Raw genomic sequence first — 18408 nt, 5'->3', positions numbered from 1 at the left:
CTTACTTCCCTTTCAGGTACTTCTGCGCGGTACGGAAGATCTGGATGAAGCCGCCAATCGCGCCCATCACGATGCCGATGATCCCGCACACGTCGCCAAGGTGGAAATGCTCGTCGAGCGCATGGCCGATCAGCCAGCCGAGCACGCAGCCGATCGGCAGCACGAGCGCGAGCTGAATCATCGACTCGGCCTTCACCAGGTCGCCCAACGCGCCAGCTTTCTTCGGTTGTTGCTCATCCGCCATCGCGACAGCTCCAGTGCCCAACTATACTAAGCCCTGAGATTTCGTAGCAAAGAGAGTGACGCCGTTGCCCCAGTTTGATTCCGAATACGAGAAGAAGCTTTACGACGACCGCCTTGCCAGCCTCAAGAAGATTGAAGAGCTCGGCACCAGCAAGTTCGGTCTGAACGCGGGTGAGGCCACCTACCCGAACAGCTTCCGCTTCTCGCCCGAAGGCACCTCCGTGCCCAAGATCCGCGCTGCATTCGCCGAAGTCAGCGGTGAAGACCTCGAGCGCGACCAGCCCACCTTCGCCGTCGCAGGCCGCCTTATGGCCATCCGCGCTCAGGGCAAGGCCGGCTTCGCCCAACTCCAGCAGGGCGGCGAGCGCATCCAGCTTTACGTCCGCAAGGACGACGTCGGCGAAGATGCCTTCGAGCTCTACAAGAACCTCCACCTCGGTGACCACATCGGCGTGCGCGGCCACCTGATGCGGACCCGCACCGGCGAGCTCACACTGAAGGCCACCCCGGTCGATGGCCGGCAGCCGCTCGTCTTTCTCTCCAAGGCCACACTCACGCTCCCCGACAAGTACCACGGCCTCGAAGACGTCGAACTCCGCTACCGCCAGCGCTACGTCGACCTCATCATGAACTCGACGAAGCCCGAGCCTGTAGCAGCGACCGAACCGGGTGCCCCATCCGTATCGCCGTCTTCTGGCGAGACGGGTGGGCCAGCCACCGAAGAACACCGCAACGTCCGCGAAGTCTTCATCAAGCGCGCCGCCGTCCTCCGCGCCATCCGCAAGTTCTTCGACGAGCGCGAGTACATCGAGGTCGAAACCCCGATGCTCCACTCGGTCGCCGGAGGCGCCACCGCACGCCCGTTCACCACGCACCACAACGCGCTGGACATGCCGCTCTACCTGCGCATTGCGCCAGAGCTCTTCCTCAAGCGCCTCGTGGTCGGCGGCTTCGACCGCGTCTACGAAATCAACCGCAACTTCCGCAACGAAGGCGTCAGCACGCGCCACAACCCCGAGTTCACGATGCTCGAATTCTACCAGGCGTACGCGAACTACGAAGACCTGATCGCGCTCACCGAAGAACTCATCAAGTTCGTCGCGATGGAAGTGAACGGCAGCTACATTACCCACTTCAACGGCAACGAAATAGACCTCAGCAAGTGGACGAAGTTATCGATGCGTGAGGCGATTGCTAGATACCTTCCCTCCGAAGCAGGGGTCGAGATATCCAAGGCAGATCTAAATTCCCGTGGGGTTTTCGCTGAGAAACTGCTTACCGCAAGTCAGAACTTGACGTCACATCTCAAGTCGCTCCCCCAGAATGCGGAATGGAACTCCGATCCACAACCGTGGACTCCAGAAGCTGACCATCTTGATCGGTTGAGGGACGCCTCTCTTTTCTTCGCTCTTATCTCGGCGAAGCTGACGAACGGCGATACGCTCGGAAAGATGATCGCAGAGGTTTTCGAGTTCCTCGCCGAGCCACACCTCATCCAACCGCACATCATCTACGACTTCCCACTAGCCGTTTCCCCACTCTCGAAGATCAACCCGCTCGACCCCGAGTGGACCGAACGCTTCGAGTTCTACATCGGCGGCTTCGAAGTCGGCAACGCCTTCTCCGAGCTGAACGACGCCGCCGATCAGGAGCGCCGCTTCGAGGCTCAGGTCAACGAAAAGGCCCGCGGCGACGACGAGGCCATGGAGATGGACTCCGACTACGTCCGCGCCCTCGGCTACGGCCTTCCGCCCACGGCTGGCGAAGGCATCGGCATCGACCGCCTCACGATGCTGCTCACCGGCAGCAAGTCGATCCGCGACGTCATCCTCTTCCCGCTGATGCGCCACCAGGGCGGCCAGCCCAAGGACGAAAACGAACCCCACGGCGAATCCGCCGAGTAATTTCAGTAGCAACAAACGCGAAGCCACCAGTAAAACTGGTGGCTTCGCGTTTGTTGCTCTCTTCATCCTGACTACGACTCAATCAACGGTTTGGTGAGGGATTCATACGAACTGATGCGTCCGGCAATCCGCGCAGAGAAAATGAGCCGAGATTGATGGCAAACGCTCTTCTACGTTCCTCATCCGTGGCTCTTTCATCCATGCGTACCTCTTGCTTCGTCATGAACCCACTTCCTGTAACGACGCACCAGACTTCTGATATCCATTCTGTTCCAGGAGATAGCCGCTAAATGGATCGACTGGAGCAAAAGGCGAACAGACACATGTCGCTGTCCACTGTTCCGCCTCTACATATGTTGGATGAATCGGATCCTTGCCACGACCACTAGAACCCAGACGAATCTCCTCGACCATGCCCCCAACGAGAGTCACGCCTAAGTAAAAGTCCTCGATCGCTAGCCCCTTACGTCCTAGCGTAATCCGATAAATCAATACCCTCGGAGGGATGCCGTTGCGGGTAGCTCCGATCAAGTTGATGATTTCCGTGTCTTTGTACTTCTCGAACGGCTTCATCCGCGCTAGAAAGTCACGCTCAGTCGTCTGCCCGAGAAGCACCTCCTGCCCTACCGAGAGGAGTCTCTCCGCCTGATGACGCACGTGCACCACATACGCGTACAAGCAAATCGTCACAGACAGCACGACCGCCCCAACCGCCACCAATCCCCGCAACGCCCACCGACTCGACTTGCGCATGCCCGCACTTTACCGCAACCGCAACGCCTCAGCAATTCTTTCCACACCCACCATCATCCGCTCGCGCTCCACCTCACCACCCAACGCCACGCGCACCCCCTGTGGCGCATCTTCGCGGGTCGCAAACCAGTTTCCGCCCGACACCAGCACCTCAAGCTCGCGCATCTTCGCCTCGAACGCCTCACTCGTCCCCGTCGGCACATCCACCCACAGATGCCACGCCGTCCCGACGCCCTCAGCGCACCATTCGCCCAATACAGCACGCGCTGCCGCGTTCCGTATAGCGCCCTCAGCGTTCTTCTCCGCAATCACGCGATCCACCGTGCCATCCGCGATCAAACTCGCCGCCGCGCGCGCATGCGGCAGCGACACACCCGTCGCTGTGGCCTTCACCGCAGACTCCACACGCGCGCCCCAACGCTCCGGAGCCACCAACCATCCGCTCCGCGCCGCAGGCACGAACGACTTGCTCAGCGCCGTCAGCAGAAAAACACGCTCTGGAGCCATCTCCACCAACCGCGTCGGCGCAGACGCATCCATGAAGCCGTAAGCGTCATCCTCCAGCACCACCAGATCGAACTCCCGCGCTACCGCCAGCAATTCCTGCCGCCGCGCCGCCGGCATCGTCGCTCCCAGCGGGTTCTGCACCGTCGGCATCAGGTAAATCGCCTTCACGCCGCGCAGCTCACAAGCCTCCAGCAGCGACTCCGGCATCATCCCGGCCGTGTCCATCGCGCAGCCCACAATCTCGCAGCCAAGCATCCGCATCTGGTCCAGCGCGCCTGAGTATGACAGCCCATCCACCGCAATAGCCTTGCCCGCAAGCCCCGCCGAAAGCATCGCGATCAATGCCGCATGATGCGTCCCCTCCGTCAGCCACGTCCGCTCCATCGGCACACGCAGCCAACCCGCGCCAACCTTCACCAACTCACGCACATCCTGGCGAAACGAAGGCCGTAGCGAGTTCATGTCCAGCCGCTCGGACACAACCTGTTGGAACCGCGTAGCCCAGACCTCAGCCAAGCCCGGCAAAAGAGGAAAGTTGTACTGCATTTCGATCATGTTCCACAGCATAGCCCTCGCCTCTCCAAACCACATCGCATCCGCGTAAACTAGCCAACGTGAATATTCTCTTTGTCGGCGACGTCTTTGGTTCTGCGGGTCGCCATATCGTGCGCGAACATCTGCCCCACGTCCTCGAATCCAATGCGGTCGATCTGCTCATCATCAACGGCGAAAACGCTGCTGGCGGCTTCGGCATCACGCCCTCCATCGCCGAAGAGTTCTACGACATGGGCGCGCACGTCATCACCACCGGCAACCACATCTGGGACAAGAAGGAAATCTTCGAGTACATGAACGTGCCGGTCGACTCGCACGATCGTCCGCGCCGCCTCATCCGCCCTGCGAACTACAACGACAAGGCCCCAGGCTACGGCGTCTACGAAGGCACGCTGCCCGATGGCACCACCTTCGCCGTCTTCAACATGCAGGGTCGCGTCTTCATGAGTTCCTGCGATGACCCATTCCGCAAAGCCGACGAGATCCTGTCGAAGCTCACCGCGAAGGTCATCCTCCTCGACTTCCACGCCGAAGCCACCAGCGAAAAAGTCGCGATGGGCTGGTACCTCGACGGCCGCGTCACCGCCGTGCTCGGCACGCACACGCACATTCCTTCGGCTGACACGCGCGTCCTCCCCGGCGGCACCGCCTACCAGACTGACGTTGGCATGAGCGGCCCGTATGATTCGGTCATCGGGGTCGAAACTGAACTCGTCCTCAAGCGCTTCCTCACCGGCATGCCCGGCAAGTTCGAAGCCGCCAAGGGCAACCCGAAGATGTGCGCCGTGCTTATCGAGTGCGACCCCAGCACCGGCAAAGCGCACCGCATTCAGCGCATCATGCTCGGCGAGTAAGCCATGCTCACACCCACCGCACCGGCTCCGACGATCACGATCCCCGCAGCCATGCTCGCGGAGCTTTCGCGCGTGCTCGGCACCGGCCTCATCCTCGATGAAGCGCAGCGTCAGACCTACGAGTGCGACGGCCTCACCAACTTCCGCGCCGTGCCCGGAGCCGTCACGCTCCCACGCACCACCGCCGAGGTGCAAGCGATCGTGCGCCTCTGCCACCAACACCGCATCCCCTTCGTCTCGCGCGGCGCGGGCACGGGCTTGAGCGGTGGAGCGCTGCCCACCGAAGGCTGCGTCGTCATCGGACTCGCCCGCATGAACCGCATCCTTTCCGTGGACTTCGATAACGAACGCGTCTTCGCCGAGCCTGGCGTGACGAACTCACAGGTCACCGAAGCGGTGAAGCATCGCGGCTACTTCTTCGCCCCCGATCCGTCATCCCAAACGGTCTGTACACTCGGCGGCAACGTCGCCGAAAACGCCGGCGGCGCGCACTGCCTCAAGTACGGCTTCACCTCCACGCACGTCCTCGGCTGCGAGGTCGTCCTGCCCACCGGCGAACTCACCTGGCTCGGCAGCGAGCATGGCGTTGTCAACGAACCCGGCTACGACCTGCTCGGCACCTTTGTCGGCAGCGAAGGTACACTCGGCGTCGTTACCAGCGTGGTGCTACGCATCGTGCGCAAGCCCGAGACCGTGCAGACGCTGCTCGCAGCCTTCGACAACATCGGCGCCGCCGCACAAACCGTCTCCGATGTCATCGCCAGCGGCATCCTCGCCTCCGCGATGGAGATCATGGACCACACCAGCATTGTGGCGAGCGAGGCTGCTGTGCACGCTGGCTATCCAGACTGCGAGGCCCTGTTGCTCGTCGAGCTCGATGGCCCCACCGCCGAAGTGAATGCGCAAATGCAAAGCGTCCGCGAACTCGCCGCAAAGAACAGCGCTGCCGAGCAACGACTCGCGCAGAGTGATGCTGAGCGCGCTGTCGTGTGGAAGGGCCGCAAGGCCGCCTTCGCCGCCATGGGTCGCGTCTCGCCGAACTACATCGTGCAGGACGGCGTGATCCCCCGCACCGCTCTGCCGCGCGTACTCGCGCAGTTCGATGCACTCAGCAAGGCCACTGGTCTCCGCATCGCCAACGTCTTCCATGCCGGCGACGGCAACCTGCATCCGATGGTGCTCTACGATGGCTCGATCGCTGGCGAAGAAGCCCGCGCTCTCGACGTCTCTTATCAACTCCTCCGCCTCTGCGTCGACGCAGGCGGATCCATCACCGGGGAGCACGGCGTTGGACGCGAGAAGCAATGCGAGATGAGCTACATGTACGCGCAGCCTGACCTTGCCGTCATGCAACGCGTCCGCCACGCCTTCGATCCGCACGAGCTCGCGAACCCCGAGAAGCTCTTTCCCACGCCTCGCCTCTGCGGCGAGCGACACAACGGACCCCATCGCGAACACCCGCTTGTCACTGCGGGCATCGCGGAGATTTTCTAATGCGCGCACTCACCGACACTCTTCGCAACGAACTCGAACAGGCTGCAGGCGCACCCTTTGCAGGACCCGACACGATCGCGCCACTCAGTACCGATCACGTCTCCGCCGTGATGAAAATCGCTGCGCGCGAACAGCTGATTGTGCGCACGCAAGGTGGCGCGACTAAGCTCGGCTGGAGCAATCCTGTCGATGCCGACATCACGATCAGTACCGCGAACCTCGCGGGCATTCGTGAGCACATCTGGCAGGACCTCACCTGCACCGTCGGCGCGGGCACCACATGGGCGGTGCTCGAAGAACATCTCGCTGAGCATCATCAGCGCGTCGCGCTCGATGCCTTTGCGCCACAAAGTGCAACCGTCGGCGGCATCCTCGCGACAAATGACAGCGGTCTCCTGCGCCTCAAGTACGGCTCGCTCCGCGATCTTGTCCTCGGCGTCACCATCGTGCTTGCAGACGGCACCATTGCGCGCTCCGGTGGCAAGGTCGTGAAGAATGTCGCAGGGTACGATCTGCCGAAGCTCCTCATCGGTTCTTTCGGCACGCTCGGCATCATCACCGAAGCCAGCTTCCGCCTGCATCCGCAGCCGATCAATGCTGCCAGTTTCACGCTGCGCTCGCATGATGCTTTAGCGCTGGCCGATGTGATGAAGGCCGCTCTGGCTCAACAGCTCGCCGTGGAGCGCATGCAGATGCGCAACGAGAGCACCGCGTTCGCGCTCGATATCGAGCTCGCCTCAAACGACTCAGTCCTCGCCGAACATACGCAGCGTCTGCTGGCCCTCGCGGGAGACATCGCGATGGAGCCGGCCGCGCCACAGGTATGGCAAATCCGCGATGAGATCCTCGCCACACGCGGCGAAGCCTCGATCCTGAAGATCACGGCGCTTCCGGCGAAGCTCGCTGCCATCCTCGCAGGACTTGCGCAACTCGCACAGCAGCCCGACCACAGCATCCGCGCGGTCGTCGATCCCGTCGGCATCATCACGCTCGTCTGCGAAGCGCCTCCCGAAACCACAGTCGCTATCGTCGAAGACCTTCGCGCGCGGCTACGCTCTTCGGGCGGCAATGTAGTCGTCGTGCGTCGCGGCTGGCTGCCAGAACTCATCGACACCTGGGGCATCGCGCCGCAAGCCATCGACGTCATGCGTGCCGTCAAAAAAGAGTTTGACGCCGACCGGTTACTGAACCCCGGCTCCTTCGTAGGAGGCATCTGATGGACTCCACAGGTACAGCTCCGCAGACGCTCGTCAGCATCAAGCCTTCGGCCTTCGACGCGATCCATCCGCCGGAAAAATCCGTCATGGACACCTGCGTCCATTGCGGCTTCTGCCTGCCTGCGTGCCCCACTTACACGCTCTGGCAGGACGAGATGGACTCCCCGCGCGGACGCATCTGGATGATGCGCAAGGCCGCGCAAGGCGAGGCGCCGCTGGATGAAACCTTCCAGCAACACATGGACCACTGTCTCGGCTGCATGAGCTGCATGACGGCCTGCCCCTCGGGCGTTGAGTACAACAAGCTGATCGAAGACACGCGCGGCCAGGTTGAACGAAATATCCCCCGCACCTTTGCAGATCGCCTCTTCCGCAAGATGCTGTTTGCAACCTTCTCGCATCCGAAGCGCCTGCGTTCGCTCGGCGTGCCGCTCGCGATCTATCAACGTACCGGTCTGCAATCGCTCATGCGCAAGAGCGGTTTGCTCAAGCTTCTGCCCGCACGCCTTGCCGCGATGGACGCGCTGCTCCCGACCGTTCCGCTGAACCCCATTCATTCGCTGCCCACGAAGAATGCCGCCACCACAGCAGCCATGCGCACTCGCGTCGCGATGCTCACCGGCTGCGTGCAAGACGCCTACTTCGACCACGTCAATCGCGCCACCATTCGCGTCCTCACCGCCTTCGGCTACGAGGTCGTCATCCCCGAATCGCAAGGCTGCTGCGGCGCGCTCCTCGTCCACTCCGGACTGGAGGAAGAAGCTCATGCCTACGCCAAGCGCCTCATCGAAAAGTTCGAATCCACCGGTGCTGAGTTCATTGTGATCAACGCTGCGGGATGCGGCTCGACGATGAAGGAGTACGGCCATCTGCTGCGCGACGACGCCACATGGGCCGCACGCGCGGCGAAGTTCTCCGCAAGCTGCCGCGACATCTCCGAGTTGCTCTCGCCGCTGAACGATAAGCCCGAGTTCCATGCGCTGCCGATCCGCATCGCGTACCACGATGCATGCCACCTTCGTCACGCGCAGGGGATCTTCACTCCTCCGCGCGCGCTGCTGCAGTCCATCCCGTCGCTCGACCTTCGCGAGATCGCCGATGGCAATCTCTGCTGCGGCTCCGCCGGCGTCTATAACCTGCTCTATCCCGAGACCGCTGCAGAACTCGGCGACCGCAAGGCGGCAAACGTCCTCGCCACAGAAGCGGAAGCCCTCGTCAGCGCAAATCCCGGCTGCCTGTTGCAACTCGCAGCATCGCTGCGTCGTAATGGCCACGCCGAGTTGCCCACTTTCCACACCGTAGAAATTCTCGACGCCGCTCTGCGCGGCATCTCACGAGAAGAGTTGCTCGCAGGTCGACGCGCATAGCATCCCTCATGCAAACTGAAAGACTGACAGAAGGAGTTACACCGATGACCGGAGATCGCGAAGCTATTCTCACCAAGACCGCCGACGTGTTGCTCGACGCACGCCGCACCGGCAAGACGCTCACCGACTTGCCCGCAGACCTTATCCCCGCGGACATGGACGAGGCCTACTTCGTGCAGGACAAAATCGCCGAAGCCTTTGGCGAGATCGGCGGATGGAAAGTAGGCGCGCCGACTCCCGAAGCCACTCCCGTGTTCGCACCGATGCCCCTCGCGTGGATCTCCGCCTCAGGATCGACTCTCACCGGTGCGCGCTGGCGCTATCGAGGTCTTGAGGCTGAGATCGCTTTCCTCGTCGGCGAGGATCTTCCGCCGCGCGAGCAGCCTTATTCGCGCGAAGAAGCTCTTGCGGCTATGGCCTCATGCCACCCCGCCATCGAAGTGCTCGAAGCAGCGTTTGAAGATCCGACGAAGGCCACACGCCTCGCAGCCTTCGCAGACATCCAGATGCACGGCGGCTTCGTCTACGGCCCGGCCATCGCGGACTGGCAATCCATCGACTGGAATACCGAGGTCGTAACGCTCGTTGTCGATAGCGCTGTACGCGTCGAGCGCACCGGCTCCAACACATCCGGTGATTTGCTCAAGCTCCTGCCTTGGCTTGCGAATGAAGGCGCCAAGCGCACCGGCGGCCTGAAGAAGGGCCAGTGGATCACGACAGGTTCGTGGACCGGCAATGAACCTGCCAGCGCTGGCTCCACCGTCGAAGCGAAGTTCACGCACGCTGACTCTGTCGATCTGAAGTTCGCCTAACTCCCCAAAACGAGGTCGCTATGTCTCTCCCCGCAGGCGTCGAACTTCACGCCACCACTGCCGACAAATACGCTGAGATCCTCACGCCCGAAGCCCTTGAGTTTGCGGTTGCTCTTCAGCGTGAGTTCAACGCAACGCGCAAGCAGCTTCTCGAGAACCGCGTGGCGCGCCAGGCGCGCATCGACGCTGGCGAACTCCCGGACTTCCTTCCCGAGACCGCGCACATCCGCGAATCCGAGTGGACCGTCGCCCCTCTGCCTGCCGACATCCTCGACCGGCGCGTCGAGATCACCGGCCCCGTCGATCGCAAGATGATCATCAACGCGCTGAACTCCGGCGCGAAGGTCTTCATGGCTGACTTCGAAGACTCTTCCACACCCACGTGGGAGAACCTGCTCGACGGCCAACTCAACCTCCGCGACGCCGTGCGCCGCACCATCACCTTCCACGACGCCAACAACGGCAAGGACTACGCGCTCAAGCCGGAGACGGCTGTACTCTTCGTCCGTTGCCGCGGATGGCACATGGAAGAGCGCCACGTCCTCGTCGACGGCGAATACATGAGCGGTTCCATCTTCGACTTCGCGCTCTACTTCTTCCATAACGCCAAGGAAGCGCTCTCGCGCGGCACCGGTCCCTACTTCTATCTGCCGAAGATGGAGTCACACCTCGAAGCACGCCTTTGGAACTCGATCTTTGTGCGCGCGCAAGAGATGCTCGGCGTGCCGCAAGGCTCCATCAAGGCCACGTGCCTGATCGAAACCATCCTCGCTACCTTCGAGATGGACGAGTTCCTCTACGAGCTACGCGAGCACTCTGCCGGTCTCAACTGCGGCCGCTGGGATTACATCTTCAGCTTCATCAAGAAGCTCGCCGCTGACGAGACAATACTTCTCCCCGACCGCTCGCAGGTTACGATGGCGACGCCCTTCATGAGCAAGTACTCCAAGCTCTGCATCAAGACCTGCCACCGTCGCAATGTCCACGCTATGGGCGGCATGAGCGCGCTCATCCCGATCAAATCGGACGCGGAGGCGAACGAAAAGGCCATCGCGGGCGTGCGTGCTGACAAGGAGCGCGAAGCCACCAACGGCCATGACGGCACGTGGGTCGCGCATCCGGCGCTCGTGCCCGTGGCGATGGAAGTCTTCGACCGCATCATGCCCACGCCGAACCAGATCACCAAGCAGACGCCGGAGTTCGCCGTCACCGCTGCTGAACTGCTTGAGGTTCCGGCCGGCACGATCACGGAAGCAGGCCTGAAGCAGAACGTGGCTGTCGGTCTCGGCTATGTAGAAGCATGGCTGCGCGGCATCGGCTGCGTCCCGCTCTTCAACCTCATGGAAGACGCCGCCACAGCGGAGATCTCACGCGCACAGCTCTGGCAGTGGGTGCATCATCATGCAAAGCTCGAAGATGGCCGTGCGGTCACCGCAGAGCTTTGCGACGAGTACATCGACGCCGAACTCGCGCAGGCCAAAACAGCCTATCCGCAAGCCCGCTACGAGGCCTACGAGCATGCCGCCTTCCTGATGCGCGAACTCATCAAGACGCCTAAGTTCCAGGACTTCCTCACCACTCCCGCCTATGCGCGAGTGCTGGATAACGAGATCTACACCGCATAAACAGAAAGGCCGCTGATCACTCAGCGGCCTTTGCACTTCTGACATCTTGTTAGGATCATCGCGACCTGAACACAGGCGCGATCTCCAACTAGAACGCTGCCAGCTCCGCCATCGCGTCATAAATCCGCTCCGGCTGCGGCAGGATGATGTCCTCAAGAATCGGCTGATACGCCACAAATGTATCAAGACCTGCGACGCGACGCACCGGCGCATCCAGATCATGGAAGAGCTCATCGCCAATGCGCGCGGCGATCTCCGCACCATAGCCCCAGCTCTTCATGTCCTCGTACGCGACCAGCACCTTGCTCGTCTTCTTCACTGACTCCGCAATCGCTTCCCAGTCATACGGCGCGAGCGTGCGCAGATCGATCACCTCAACGCTGATGCCCTTTTCGCGCTCGAGCTTCTGCGCAGCCTGCAGCGCACGCGGCACCACCGCGCCGTAGGTGATCACCGTGAGGTCCCTGCCTGGCTTCACGATCTTCGCCTTGCCAAACGGGATTGCATACTCCGGCCCCGGATACGGCGCGCGGCCAAAGGTCTCGCGGTACAAACGCTTGTGCTCGAGGAACAGCACCGGATCGTCGCAACGAATCGCCGTGCGCAACAAGCCCGCTGCATCCAGCGCATTCGATGGCATCGCAATCCGCAAGCCCGGGATATGCGTGAAGATGCTTTCGCCCGACTGCGAGTGATAGATCGAGCCGCCCGTCAGATAGCCGCCAATTGGCACACGCATCACCATCGGCGAAGAGTACGTTCCGTTCGAGCGCCAGCGCATCACGCTCAGTTCATTGCGAATCTGGTGTACCGCCGGCCAGATGTAGTCGAAGAATTGGATCTCCACCACCGGCTTCAGGCCGCGTACAGCCATGCCAATCGCACGACCCGTAATGTTCGCCTCGGCCAGCGGAGAGTTAAAGCAACGATCGTTGCCAAACTCCTTCTGCAAGCCGCTCGTCAGCTTGAACACGCCGCCCTTGCCCTTCAGTTTGCCCGCGCGCAGCGGCTCATCGCGCGTTGCGTCGGCAACATCTTCACCAAAGACCACGATGCGCTCATCGCGACGCATCTCGTCATGCAGCGTGGCGTTGATGAGATCCGCCATCGTACGGTCTTCGCCTTCAAACTTCGGCTCGGTCGCAAAGATCGCATCCGTCGGCTTCAAGTCTTCCGAGTACTGATGCACGAAGATCGACTCAGGCTGCGCAGGCTGAGCTGCAAGCGCGCGGTCCGCTGCGTCCTGCACCTCAACATCCACCTCATGCTCCAGCGCTTTGACGCCATCCGCATCAAGAATTCCCTCGCGAATCAGCCACACCTGCATCTTCGCAATCGGATCACGCAGAGCATCTGCCTCGAGCTCTTCGGCAGAGCGGTAGTTGCGCTCATCATCCGAAAGCGAGTGAGAGTAAGGGCGAATCACGTGTGCATGAACCAGCGCTGGCCCCTTGCCTGCGCGAGCATACGCCACAGCCTCGACCATCGCCTCATAGCTCGCGATCGCATCCGTGCCATCCACCTCAGCAAAGTGGAAGTTCGGGAAGTTCGCAATCAGCTTGGAGATATTCCCGCCTGGCGTATTCGCTTCCACCGGCGTCGAGATCGCATAACCGTTGTCCTCGACCACATACACCACAGGCAGCTTCGCATTCGAGGCCGTGTTCAGCGACTCCCAGAACTCACCCTGCGAGGTCGAGCCTTCGCCGATCGAGACATACGTTACCTCGTCGCCGTGCCACACCACATCCTTGAACTCGCGATAGTCGCCCGTGGCCTTCTTCGCCGCGTCGGGATGGTTCTTGTAATAGCGTCCGGCTTCCGCGCAACCAATCGCGTGCAAGCACTGCGTCGCGGTCGACGAGCTCGGCGAAACAATATGCAGTTCCTTCGACGTCCAGTGCGAGGGCATCTGGCGTCCGCCGCTTGCGGGGTCTGTCGCCGCTCCCACCGCCTGCAGCAACTGGTCTTCCGGCGTATTGCCCAGCGCCAGGCAGATCGCGCGATCGCGATAGTACGGCACGAACCAGTCGTAGCCCGGCTTCATCGCCATACCCGCGGCCACGAGAATCGCCTCATGTCCCGCGCACGAAATCTGGAAGAAGATCTTTTGCTGGCGCTTCAGCAGAATCTCGCGATCATCCACCTTTCGTGAGGTGTACATCGTCCGATAGAACCGAATCAGCTCTTCAGGAGTCAGCCCACCATAGGACGCAGATTTCTTCGCGGTCTCTTTTACTGTCTTCATCGTCTTCTGCGCCACGTAGATAAGCCCTCCTGCTGCAACTAAAGATTTTACCTGTCCCGCGGCCTCTTCGGCTCGGCGTCTGCGGTGGAAACTTGAGCTGTGTCCGAAGCTTCGGCGCAACCGCTGCCTCACACCGCAATCGCCGATGAAGCCTGCGTCCGCGAAACCATCGCGCGAGGTTCCACTCCGCATGTTGCAACGTCTCGTTCTCCTGTTCGCTGCTTTGCTGCCTGCCTCGCTCTGCGCACAGACGACACGGCTCGTTGTCTTCTACGACAAGCCAGCCTCTCTACCGCTCGTGCAGCAGAATGCGCGATGGTTCGGAGCGCGCGGCCTGCGCAACATGCCGCACCTGAATGCCAGCATTCTCACCGTCGACAACAACGTCGAGCAGATCACCGCAACCGCGATGCGGATGCAGCCCGGAGTGCTCGCCGTGGTCCGCGATCGCTACGTCAGCGGTCACGCACTTCGTGTGCGCGGTGTGCGCGAGCTTCATCCCTTCATCGAAAGCATCGGAGCTCCGCGGCGTAGCCTCGCGTCCTCGAGTAACCCGACGACTGTCGACGCTGCCTACAACTCTCCGGCAGGCTGGGCCGTGCGAGCTTCAGGGGGTTACGGCAACAGCATCGCAGGCGGCCCGAGCGTGGGCCCGTGGAACTCCACGCGAGGTGCTGGTGTACGGATCGCTGTACTGGACTCAGGCATCGACAGCAATCACCCAGACCTCATCAACAATGTTGCTATCAATCTCAGTGAGGTCGATCAGACTGCGCTGCCGAGCCCCTGCGATGACGGATCTCCCCAGGATCAACAAGGACACGGAACCTGGGTCGCGTCCCTCGCCGCTGGCGCTCTCGGCGGCGGAGAAACCGTCGGCGTTGCGCCAGAAGCAACGTTACTCAACATCAAGGTTCTGCAGCGAATGCCCGCCATAGGCCAGAGCAGCACACTCGCCGCCTGCGAGGCGGGCGACACCGGCGGCCTGTTGAGCTGGGTGCTGACGGGCATCAACGACGCGCTCGCGCAGCACGCTGACGTCATCTCGCTTTCGCTTGGCACGCTCGTCGACCTCACCACCGGCGACGGCGCAGGCTGGAAGACGAGCTTCGACCGCGTCACCTATGCCGCGCAGCAAGCCGGAACGGTGATCATCGCGGCGACCGGCAACGACGGCATCGATCTCTCCACCGGTCGATATATCGAGCTTCCATCACAAGCTCGCGGCGTTCTCGCAGTCACCGCTACCACGAACGCTGATTGCGTCGAAAACCCTAAGCCCAATGCGATCTGCGCTGCAGGGCCGGTAGCGCGAGCTTCTTACGCGAACTTCAACGCGCCAAATTCGATCGCAGCCCCCGGAGGCGCATTGCCAGAAGGTGCAGACGACGCGACGAGCGGCTGGATCTTCGGCGCGTGTTCCAGTGGCATCGCAAACACCACCGACGGCCTTCCCGCCTCCGGCAAGAGCTTCGGCTGCTTCGGTCTCGGCCATGTAGCGTACGTGCAGGCGATGGGAACGAGCGCGTCCGCGCCGCTTCTCGCGGGTGCCGCTGCGCTGCTCAAAGCGGCGCATCCCGCATGGAGTGCCGCGCAGATCATTACCGTTCTTCAAACTTCTGCGACACCATCGATCTACATGAGCGAGCGTCAGCTCAACTTGCCCGCGGCTCTGTATGCCACGCCTTAGCCCGCGTATTCGTTATCCTTAGGCGACGCCGCTCCTAGCGGCCAGGGACAAGATCATGCTGCAGCCCTCGCTCCTCCCCCCGTCGCTCCCGCAGAATGAGAAGACGCTTCACTCAGTCGAAGTCGGCTGGCACGCCGCCTTTGTGGACTTCGTGCAGACGGGTTTACCAAAGATTGTCGTCGCATTGATCCTCGCGTTCATCGCAGGCGTCATCGTGCGCTTCTTTGTCAGCCGCCTGCGCAAGCGCGCCGATGCGCACGTGGGTAACTCGCACCGTGCGGCGCAGCTACGGACGCTCTCAGGCATCATCCGTGCCACGGCCTTCGGCCTCATCGGCGCGTATTTGGTCATGCAGATTCTCGGTGCGGTCGGTGTGCCACTCGGCACCTTCATCGCTTCCGCCGGAGTCATCGGCCTCGGCATTTCCTTCGGCGCGCAGTCCATCTTCAAGGACATGCTCACCGGCATCTTTGTACTTGTCGAAGACCAGTACAGTGTCGGCGATGTCGTGAAGCTCGCTGGCCTCACCGGCACCGTCGAAGATTTCACGCTGCGCATCACACAGCTCCGCGACGGCGACGGCACTCTTTACATCGTGCCAAACTCGCAGATCACGACAGTGTCGAACCTATCGCGTGACTTCTCGATCGCGACGCTCAACGTCTCCGTCGATCCGAAGGAGAACCCCGATCGCGTCGTCGAAGTGCTCACCAAGCTCGCGCAGGAAGTCCGGCAGGACGCGATCTTCAACGACATCGTCATCTCCGACCCGACCATCGTAGGCGTGGACAAGATCTCCGGCAACGAAGCGATCTACCCCATCAGCGTGCGCGTACGAGCCAATCAGCGCGACGGCGTGCTTCGTGAGCTTCGCCGCCGCATTCTGCTTGCCTTTGCCCGCGAGCGCATCGCTTTTGGAGCTACTAGCAGCACCATTCTGCTGCAGCATGATCCAACAGCGGCTGCGCCCTCCACGGCTTCGTAGCCTATTCGTCGAGCAGGTCCAACAGCGCCTCCGGTTCAAACACCGGGGGCGCACATGTTTTGCCTCGGCATACGAGCGCGACGGCCTCAGCCTCCGGCAGATGCGGCAGCGTCTCAGCCAGCGCAGGCGGCAACGCCCCCATCTGCTCACGGCTCAGGCGAATGATGCTCTTGTTCGCCGCGTAGCGCATCGTCGCTGCGAGGGCAAGCTCCTCAGCCTTCTGCCCTTCGCCCACGATCGCAATCTGCAAGCCGCCTTCGAGCAAGCGACGTAGCGAAAGCGCGTAGCTCGCCGCATACAGCCCGAAGTGTTCTACAACCCCTGCGAATGTCTCAAGCGTCTCGCGTCCACGCTCGACATAGGTGTCATCGCCGCTCAGATCGCCCACACGCAGCAGCACATTTGCGGCTACGGAATTCCCCGAAGGCGTCGGCGAATCTTGTAACGGCTTACGGCGTGCAGCGAGGGCGCCGATGGCTTCCACCTGCAGCTCGGCGTCGAAGAACGCGCCACCTTCAGCGTCGTAGAACTTCAAGAGCATCGCGTCGGTGAGTCCCTTCGCAGCCTCGTAGTAACGAAGCTCTCCGCTTGCTTCAAAGGCATCGAGCGCTGCTTGTGTCACAAACGCGTAGTCCTCGAGCACCGCAGGAATCGGAGTTGCCGTGCCTCCCTGCTCTCCGTAGGCGACTACGCGCTGCAGCGTCGTTCCATCCCACGCCGTAGCCAGTACGCGGTCCATCGACTTCAACGCAAACGTACGTGCCTCGGGCAGGTTCAACGCGGCAGCAGCGGTAAAGTACGCCGAGATGCACATACCATTCCATCCCACATAAATCGTCTTATCCACGTAAGGCGTCTTGCGAAGCAGGCGCGCGGCGTACATCTTCGCGTGAGCACGTTCCAGCGCGGCCTCATCCACCTTTGCAGGCGCGACGTGCAGCACGTTCTTCAGCGGATTGTGGTGCATGTCGCCCACAGGACGCAGGTTGTAGAACGCGGATGCAGCCGCGAACTCTTCGGGAGACAGCACAGCCTTGGCTTCATCGCGCGTCCAGGTGAAATAATCGCCGTCATCTTCCAGCGAATCATCCGCATCCTGAGAACCGTAGAAGCCGCCCAGCTTGCGGTCCGACAGCCACTCATCCATCCACTTCACGATGCCGTTCGCCACCTGTGCGAAGTCTGGCTGCGCGAAGGAAGCGAACGCATGCGCATAATTCTTCAGCAGGTCGGCGTTGTCGTAAGCCATCTTTTCAAAGTGCGGCACGATCCAACGCTCATCCACCGAGTAGCGATGGAAGCCGCCGGCAAGCTGATCGTGAATGCCGCCTGAAGCCATCTTGCGCAGCGTCGTTTCCGCAACCATACGGGCGTTGTCCGACTCCACACCACCGCGGCCCGCAGCATCGATCAACAGATCGATCGCGCCACTGTGCGGGAACTTCGGCTGCGAGCCAAAGCCGCCATTGCGCCCATCGAACTGGCGTAGCGGCGCGTTGATCAGCTTCGCAAGAATCTCGCGGCCCAACTCGCCATCCACTCCGGCAGCACGACCGGAGAAATTTTCATTGTGCTCAAGCGCAGCCATCACGCTGCCAGCGGTCTCCAGCACTTCGTCGCGCTTATCTTCATAAGCGTCGGCCATCAGGCCAAGCACACGTCGAAAGCTCGGACGCTGATAGCGATCGTCCGGCGGAAAGTACGTCCCACCGAAGTAGGGGCGGCCATCCGGCGTGAGGAACGCCGTGAGCGGCCAGCCGCCTTGTCCGCTGATCGCCGACACCGCAGCCTGATAACGCGCGTCCACATCGGGACGCTCGTCGCGGTCCACCTTCACGGCGATGAAGTGCTCGTTGATCATCTCCGCCGTCGCCGCATCCTCGTAGCTTTCGCGGTCCATCACATGGCACCAGTGGCACCACACCGCGCCGATGTCGAGCAGCACCGGCTTGTCCTCAGCCTGCGCCTTCGCGAAAGCCTCAGTACCCCACTCCATCCACAGCACCGGTTGATGCCGCGCCGAGCGCAGGTATCCGCTTGCTGACTTCGCCAATGCATTTTCTGTCCCGTGATCGTGGGTCATCTGCTCGCTCATGCTTTTCCGTCCTGCTCCCTTGCAAGCGAAGGCCGCAGCATCATCGCTGCGGCCCTTCG

At 61.7% G+C, this 18408-nt stretch carries 14 protein-coding genes; 9 read left to right on the top strand and 5 right to left on the bottom strand.

What is annotated here, in order from left to right; all coding sequences use genetic code 11:
- Position 1 precedes the first annotated feature (1 nt).
- On the bottom strand, positions 2–244 hold the full coding sequence (locus tag OHL11_RS14640; protein ID WP_263372272.1) for an AtpZ/AtpI family protein: 243 nt from the start codon (positions 242–244) through the stop codon (positions 2–4).
- Between the two features lie 64 nt (positions 245–308).
- On the opposite strand from OHL11_RS14640, the gene OHL11_RS14635 reads away from it, so the two are divergent.
- Positions 309–2147, top strand: a complete 1839-nt coding sequence (locus OHL11_RS14635) for a lysine--tRNA ligase (protein WP_263372271.1) — start codon at positions 309–311, stop codon at positions 2145–2147.
- A gap of 219 nt (positions 2148–2366) precedes the next feature.
- Here OHL11_RS14635 and OHL11_RS14630 read toward each other — a convergent pair whose 3' ends face one another.
- On the bottom strand, positions 2367–2900 hold the full coding sequence (locus OHL11_RS14630; protein WP_263372270.1) for a hypothetical protein: 534 nt from the start codon (positions 2898–2900) through the stop codon (positions 2367–2369).
- A gap of 9 nt (positions 2901–2909) precedes the next feature.
- Positions 2910–3974: an aminotransferase-like domain-containing protein gene (locus OHL11_RS14625; protein ID WP_263372269.1), complete on the bottom strand. Its 1065-nt coding sequence runs from the start codon at positions 3972–3974 to the stop codon at positions 2910–2912.
- A 47-nt stretch (positions 3975–4021) separates the two neighbouring features.
- Here OHL11_RS14625 and OHL11_RS14620 point away from each other — a divergent pair, with 47 nt between their 5' ends.
- From OHL11_RS14620 to aceB, 6 genes are read left to right on the top strand one after another with little or no spacing between them, the layout of a single operon-like run.
- Positions 4022–4816 (top strand): TIGR00282 family metallophosphoesterase, encoded by a 795-nt coding sequence (locus tag OHL11_RS14620; protein ID WP_263372268.1) that lies wholly within the window; start codon positions 4022–4024, stop codon positions 4814–4816.
- 3 nt (positions 4817–4819) lie between these two features.
- Positions 4820–6310, top strand: coding sequence for an FAD-binding oxidoreductase (locus tag OHL11_RS14615; protein ID WP_263372267.1), 1491 nt, complete (start codon positions 4820–4822; stop codon positions 6308–6310).
- A complete protein-coding gene (locus OHL11_RS14610) occupies positions 6310–7527 on the top strand; it encodes an FAD-binding oxidoreductase (RefSeq protein WP_263372266.1) in 1218 nt (405 codons plus the stop codon). Before OHL11_RS14615 ends, OHL11_RS14610 begins: the two co-directional genes overlap by 1 nt.
- Complete coding sequence (locus tag OHL11_RS14605; RefSeq protein ID WP_263372265.1) at positions 7527–8894, top strand: (Fe-S)-binding protein; 1368 nt, start codon at positions 7527–7529, stop codon at positions 8892–8894. Before OHL11_RS14610 ends, OHL11_RS14605 begins: the two co-directional genes overlap by 1 nt.
- Positions 8895–8938: 44 nt before the next feature.
- Positions 8939–9706 (top strand): 2-keto-4-pentenoate hydratase, encoded by a 768-nt coding sequence (locus tag OHL11_RS14600; RefSeq protein ID WP_263372264.1) that lies wholly within the window; start codon positions 8939–8941, stop codon positions 9704–9706.
- 20 nt (positions 9707–9726) lie between these two features.
- The gene (aceB, locus tag OHL11_RS14595; protein ID WP_263372263.1) at positions 9727–11331 is read left to right on the top strand and encodes a malate synthase A; all 1605 of its coding nucleotides are present in this window, start codon (positions 9727–9729) and stop codon (positions 11329–11331) included.
- 88 nt (positions 11332–11419) lie between these two features.
- Here the strand turns inward: aceB and OHL11_RS14590 are convergent, their stop codons facing one another.
- A complete protein-coding gene (locus tag OHL11_RS14590; protein WP_263372262.1) occupies positions 11420–13579 on the bottom strand; it encodes an alpha-ketoacid dehydrogenase subunit alpha/beta in 2160 nt (719 codons plus the stop codon).
- 190 nt (positions 13580–13769) lie between these two features.
- Here OHL11_RS14590 and OHL11_RS14585 point away from each other — a divergent pair, with 190 nt between their 5' ends.
- Together OHL11_RS14585 and OHL11_RS14580 are read left to right on the top strand one after the other, a co-directional pair.
- Positions 13770–15269: a S8 family peptidase gene (locus OHL11_RS14585; protein ID WP_263372261.1), complete on the top strand. Its 1500-nt coding sequence runs from the start codon at positions 13770–13772 to the stop codon at positions 15267–15269.
- 55 nt (positions 15270–15324) lie between these two features.
- Positions 15325–16254 carry a mechanosensitive ion channel family protein gene (locus OHL11_RS14580; RefSeq protein ID WP_263372260.1) on the top strand — a complete coding sequence of 310 codons (930 nt, stop codon included), beginning with the start codon at positions 15325–15327 and terminating at the stop codon, positions 16252–16254.
- Position 16255: 1 nt separating this feature from the next.
- Here OHL11_RS14580 and OHL11_RS14575 read toward each other — a convergent pair whose 3' ends face one another.
- Positions 16256–18349, bottom strand: coding sequence for a thioredoxin domain-containing protein (locus OHL11_RS14575; RefSeq protein ID WP_263372259.1), 2094 nt, complete (start codon positions 18347–18349; stop codon positions 16256–16258).
- Positions 18350–18408 lie beyond the last annotated feature (59 nt).

It is taken from the genome of Granulicella cerasi (assembly GCF_025685575.1).
Classification (GTDB): domain Bacteria; phylum Acidobacteriota; class Terriglobia; order Terriglobales; family Acidobacteriaceae; genus Granulicella; species Granulicella cerasi.
Note: the sequence above shows the minus strand (reverse complement) of the source record. Positions and strands in the feature narration are given on the sequence as shown.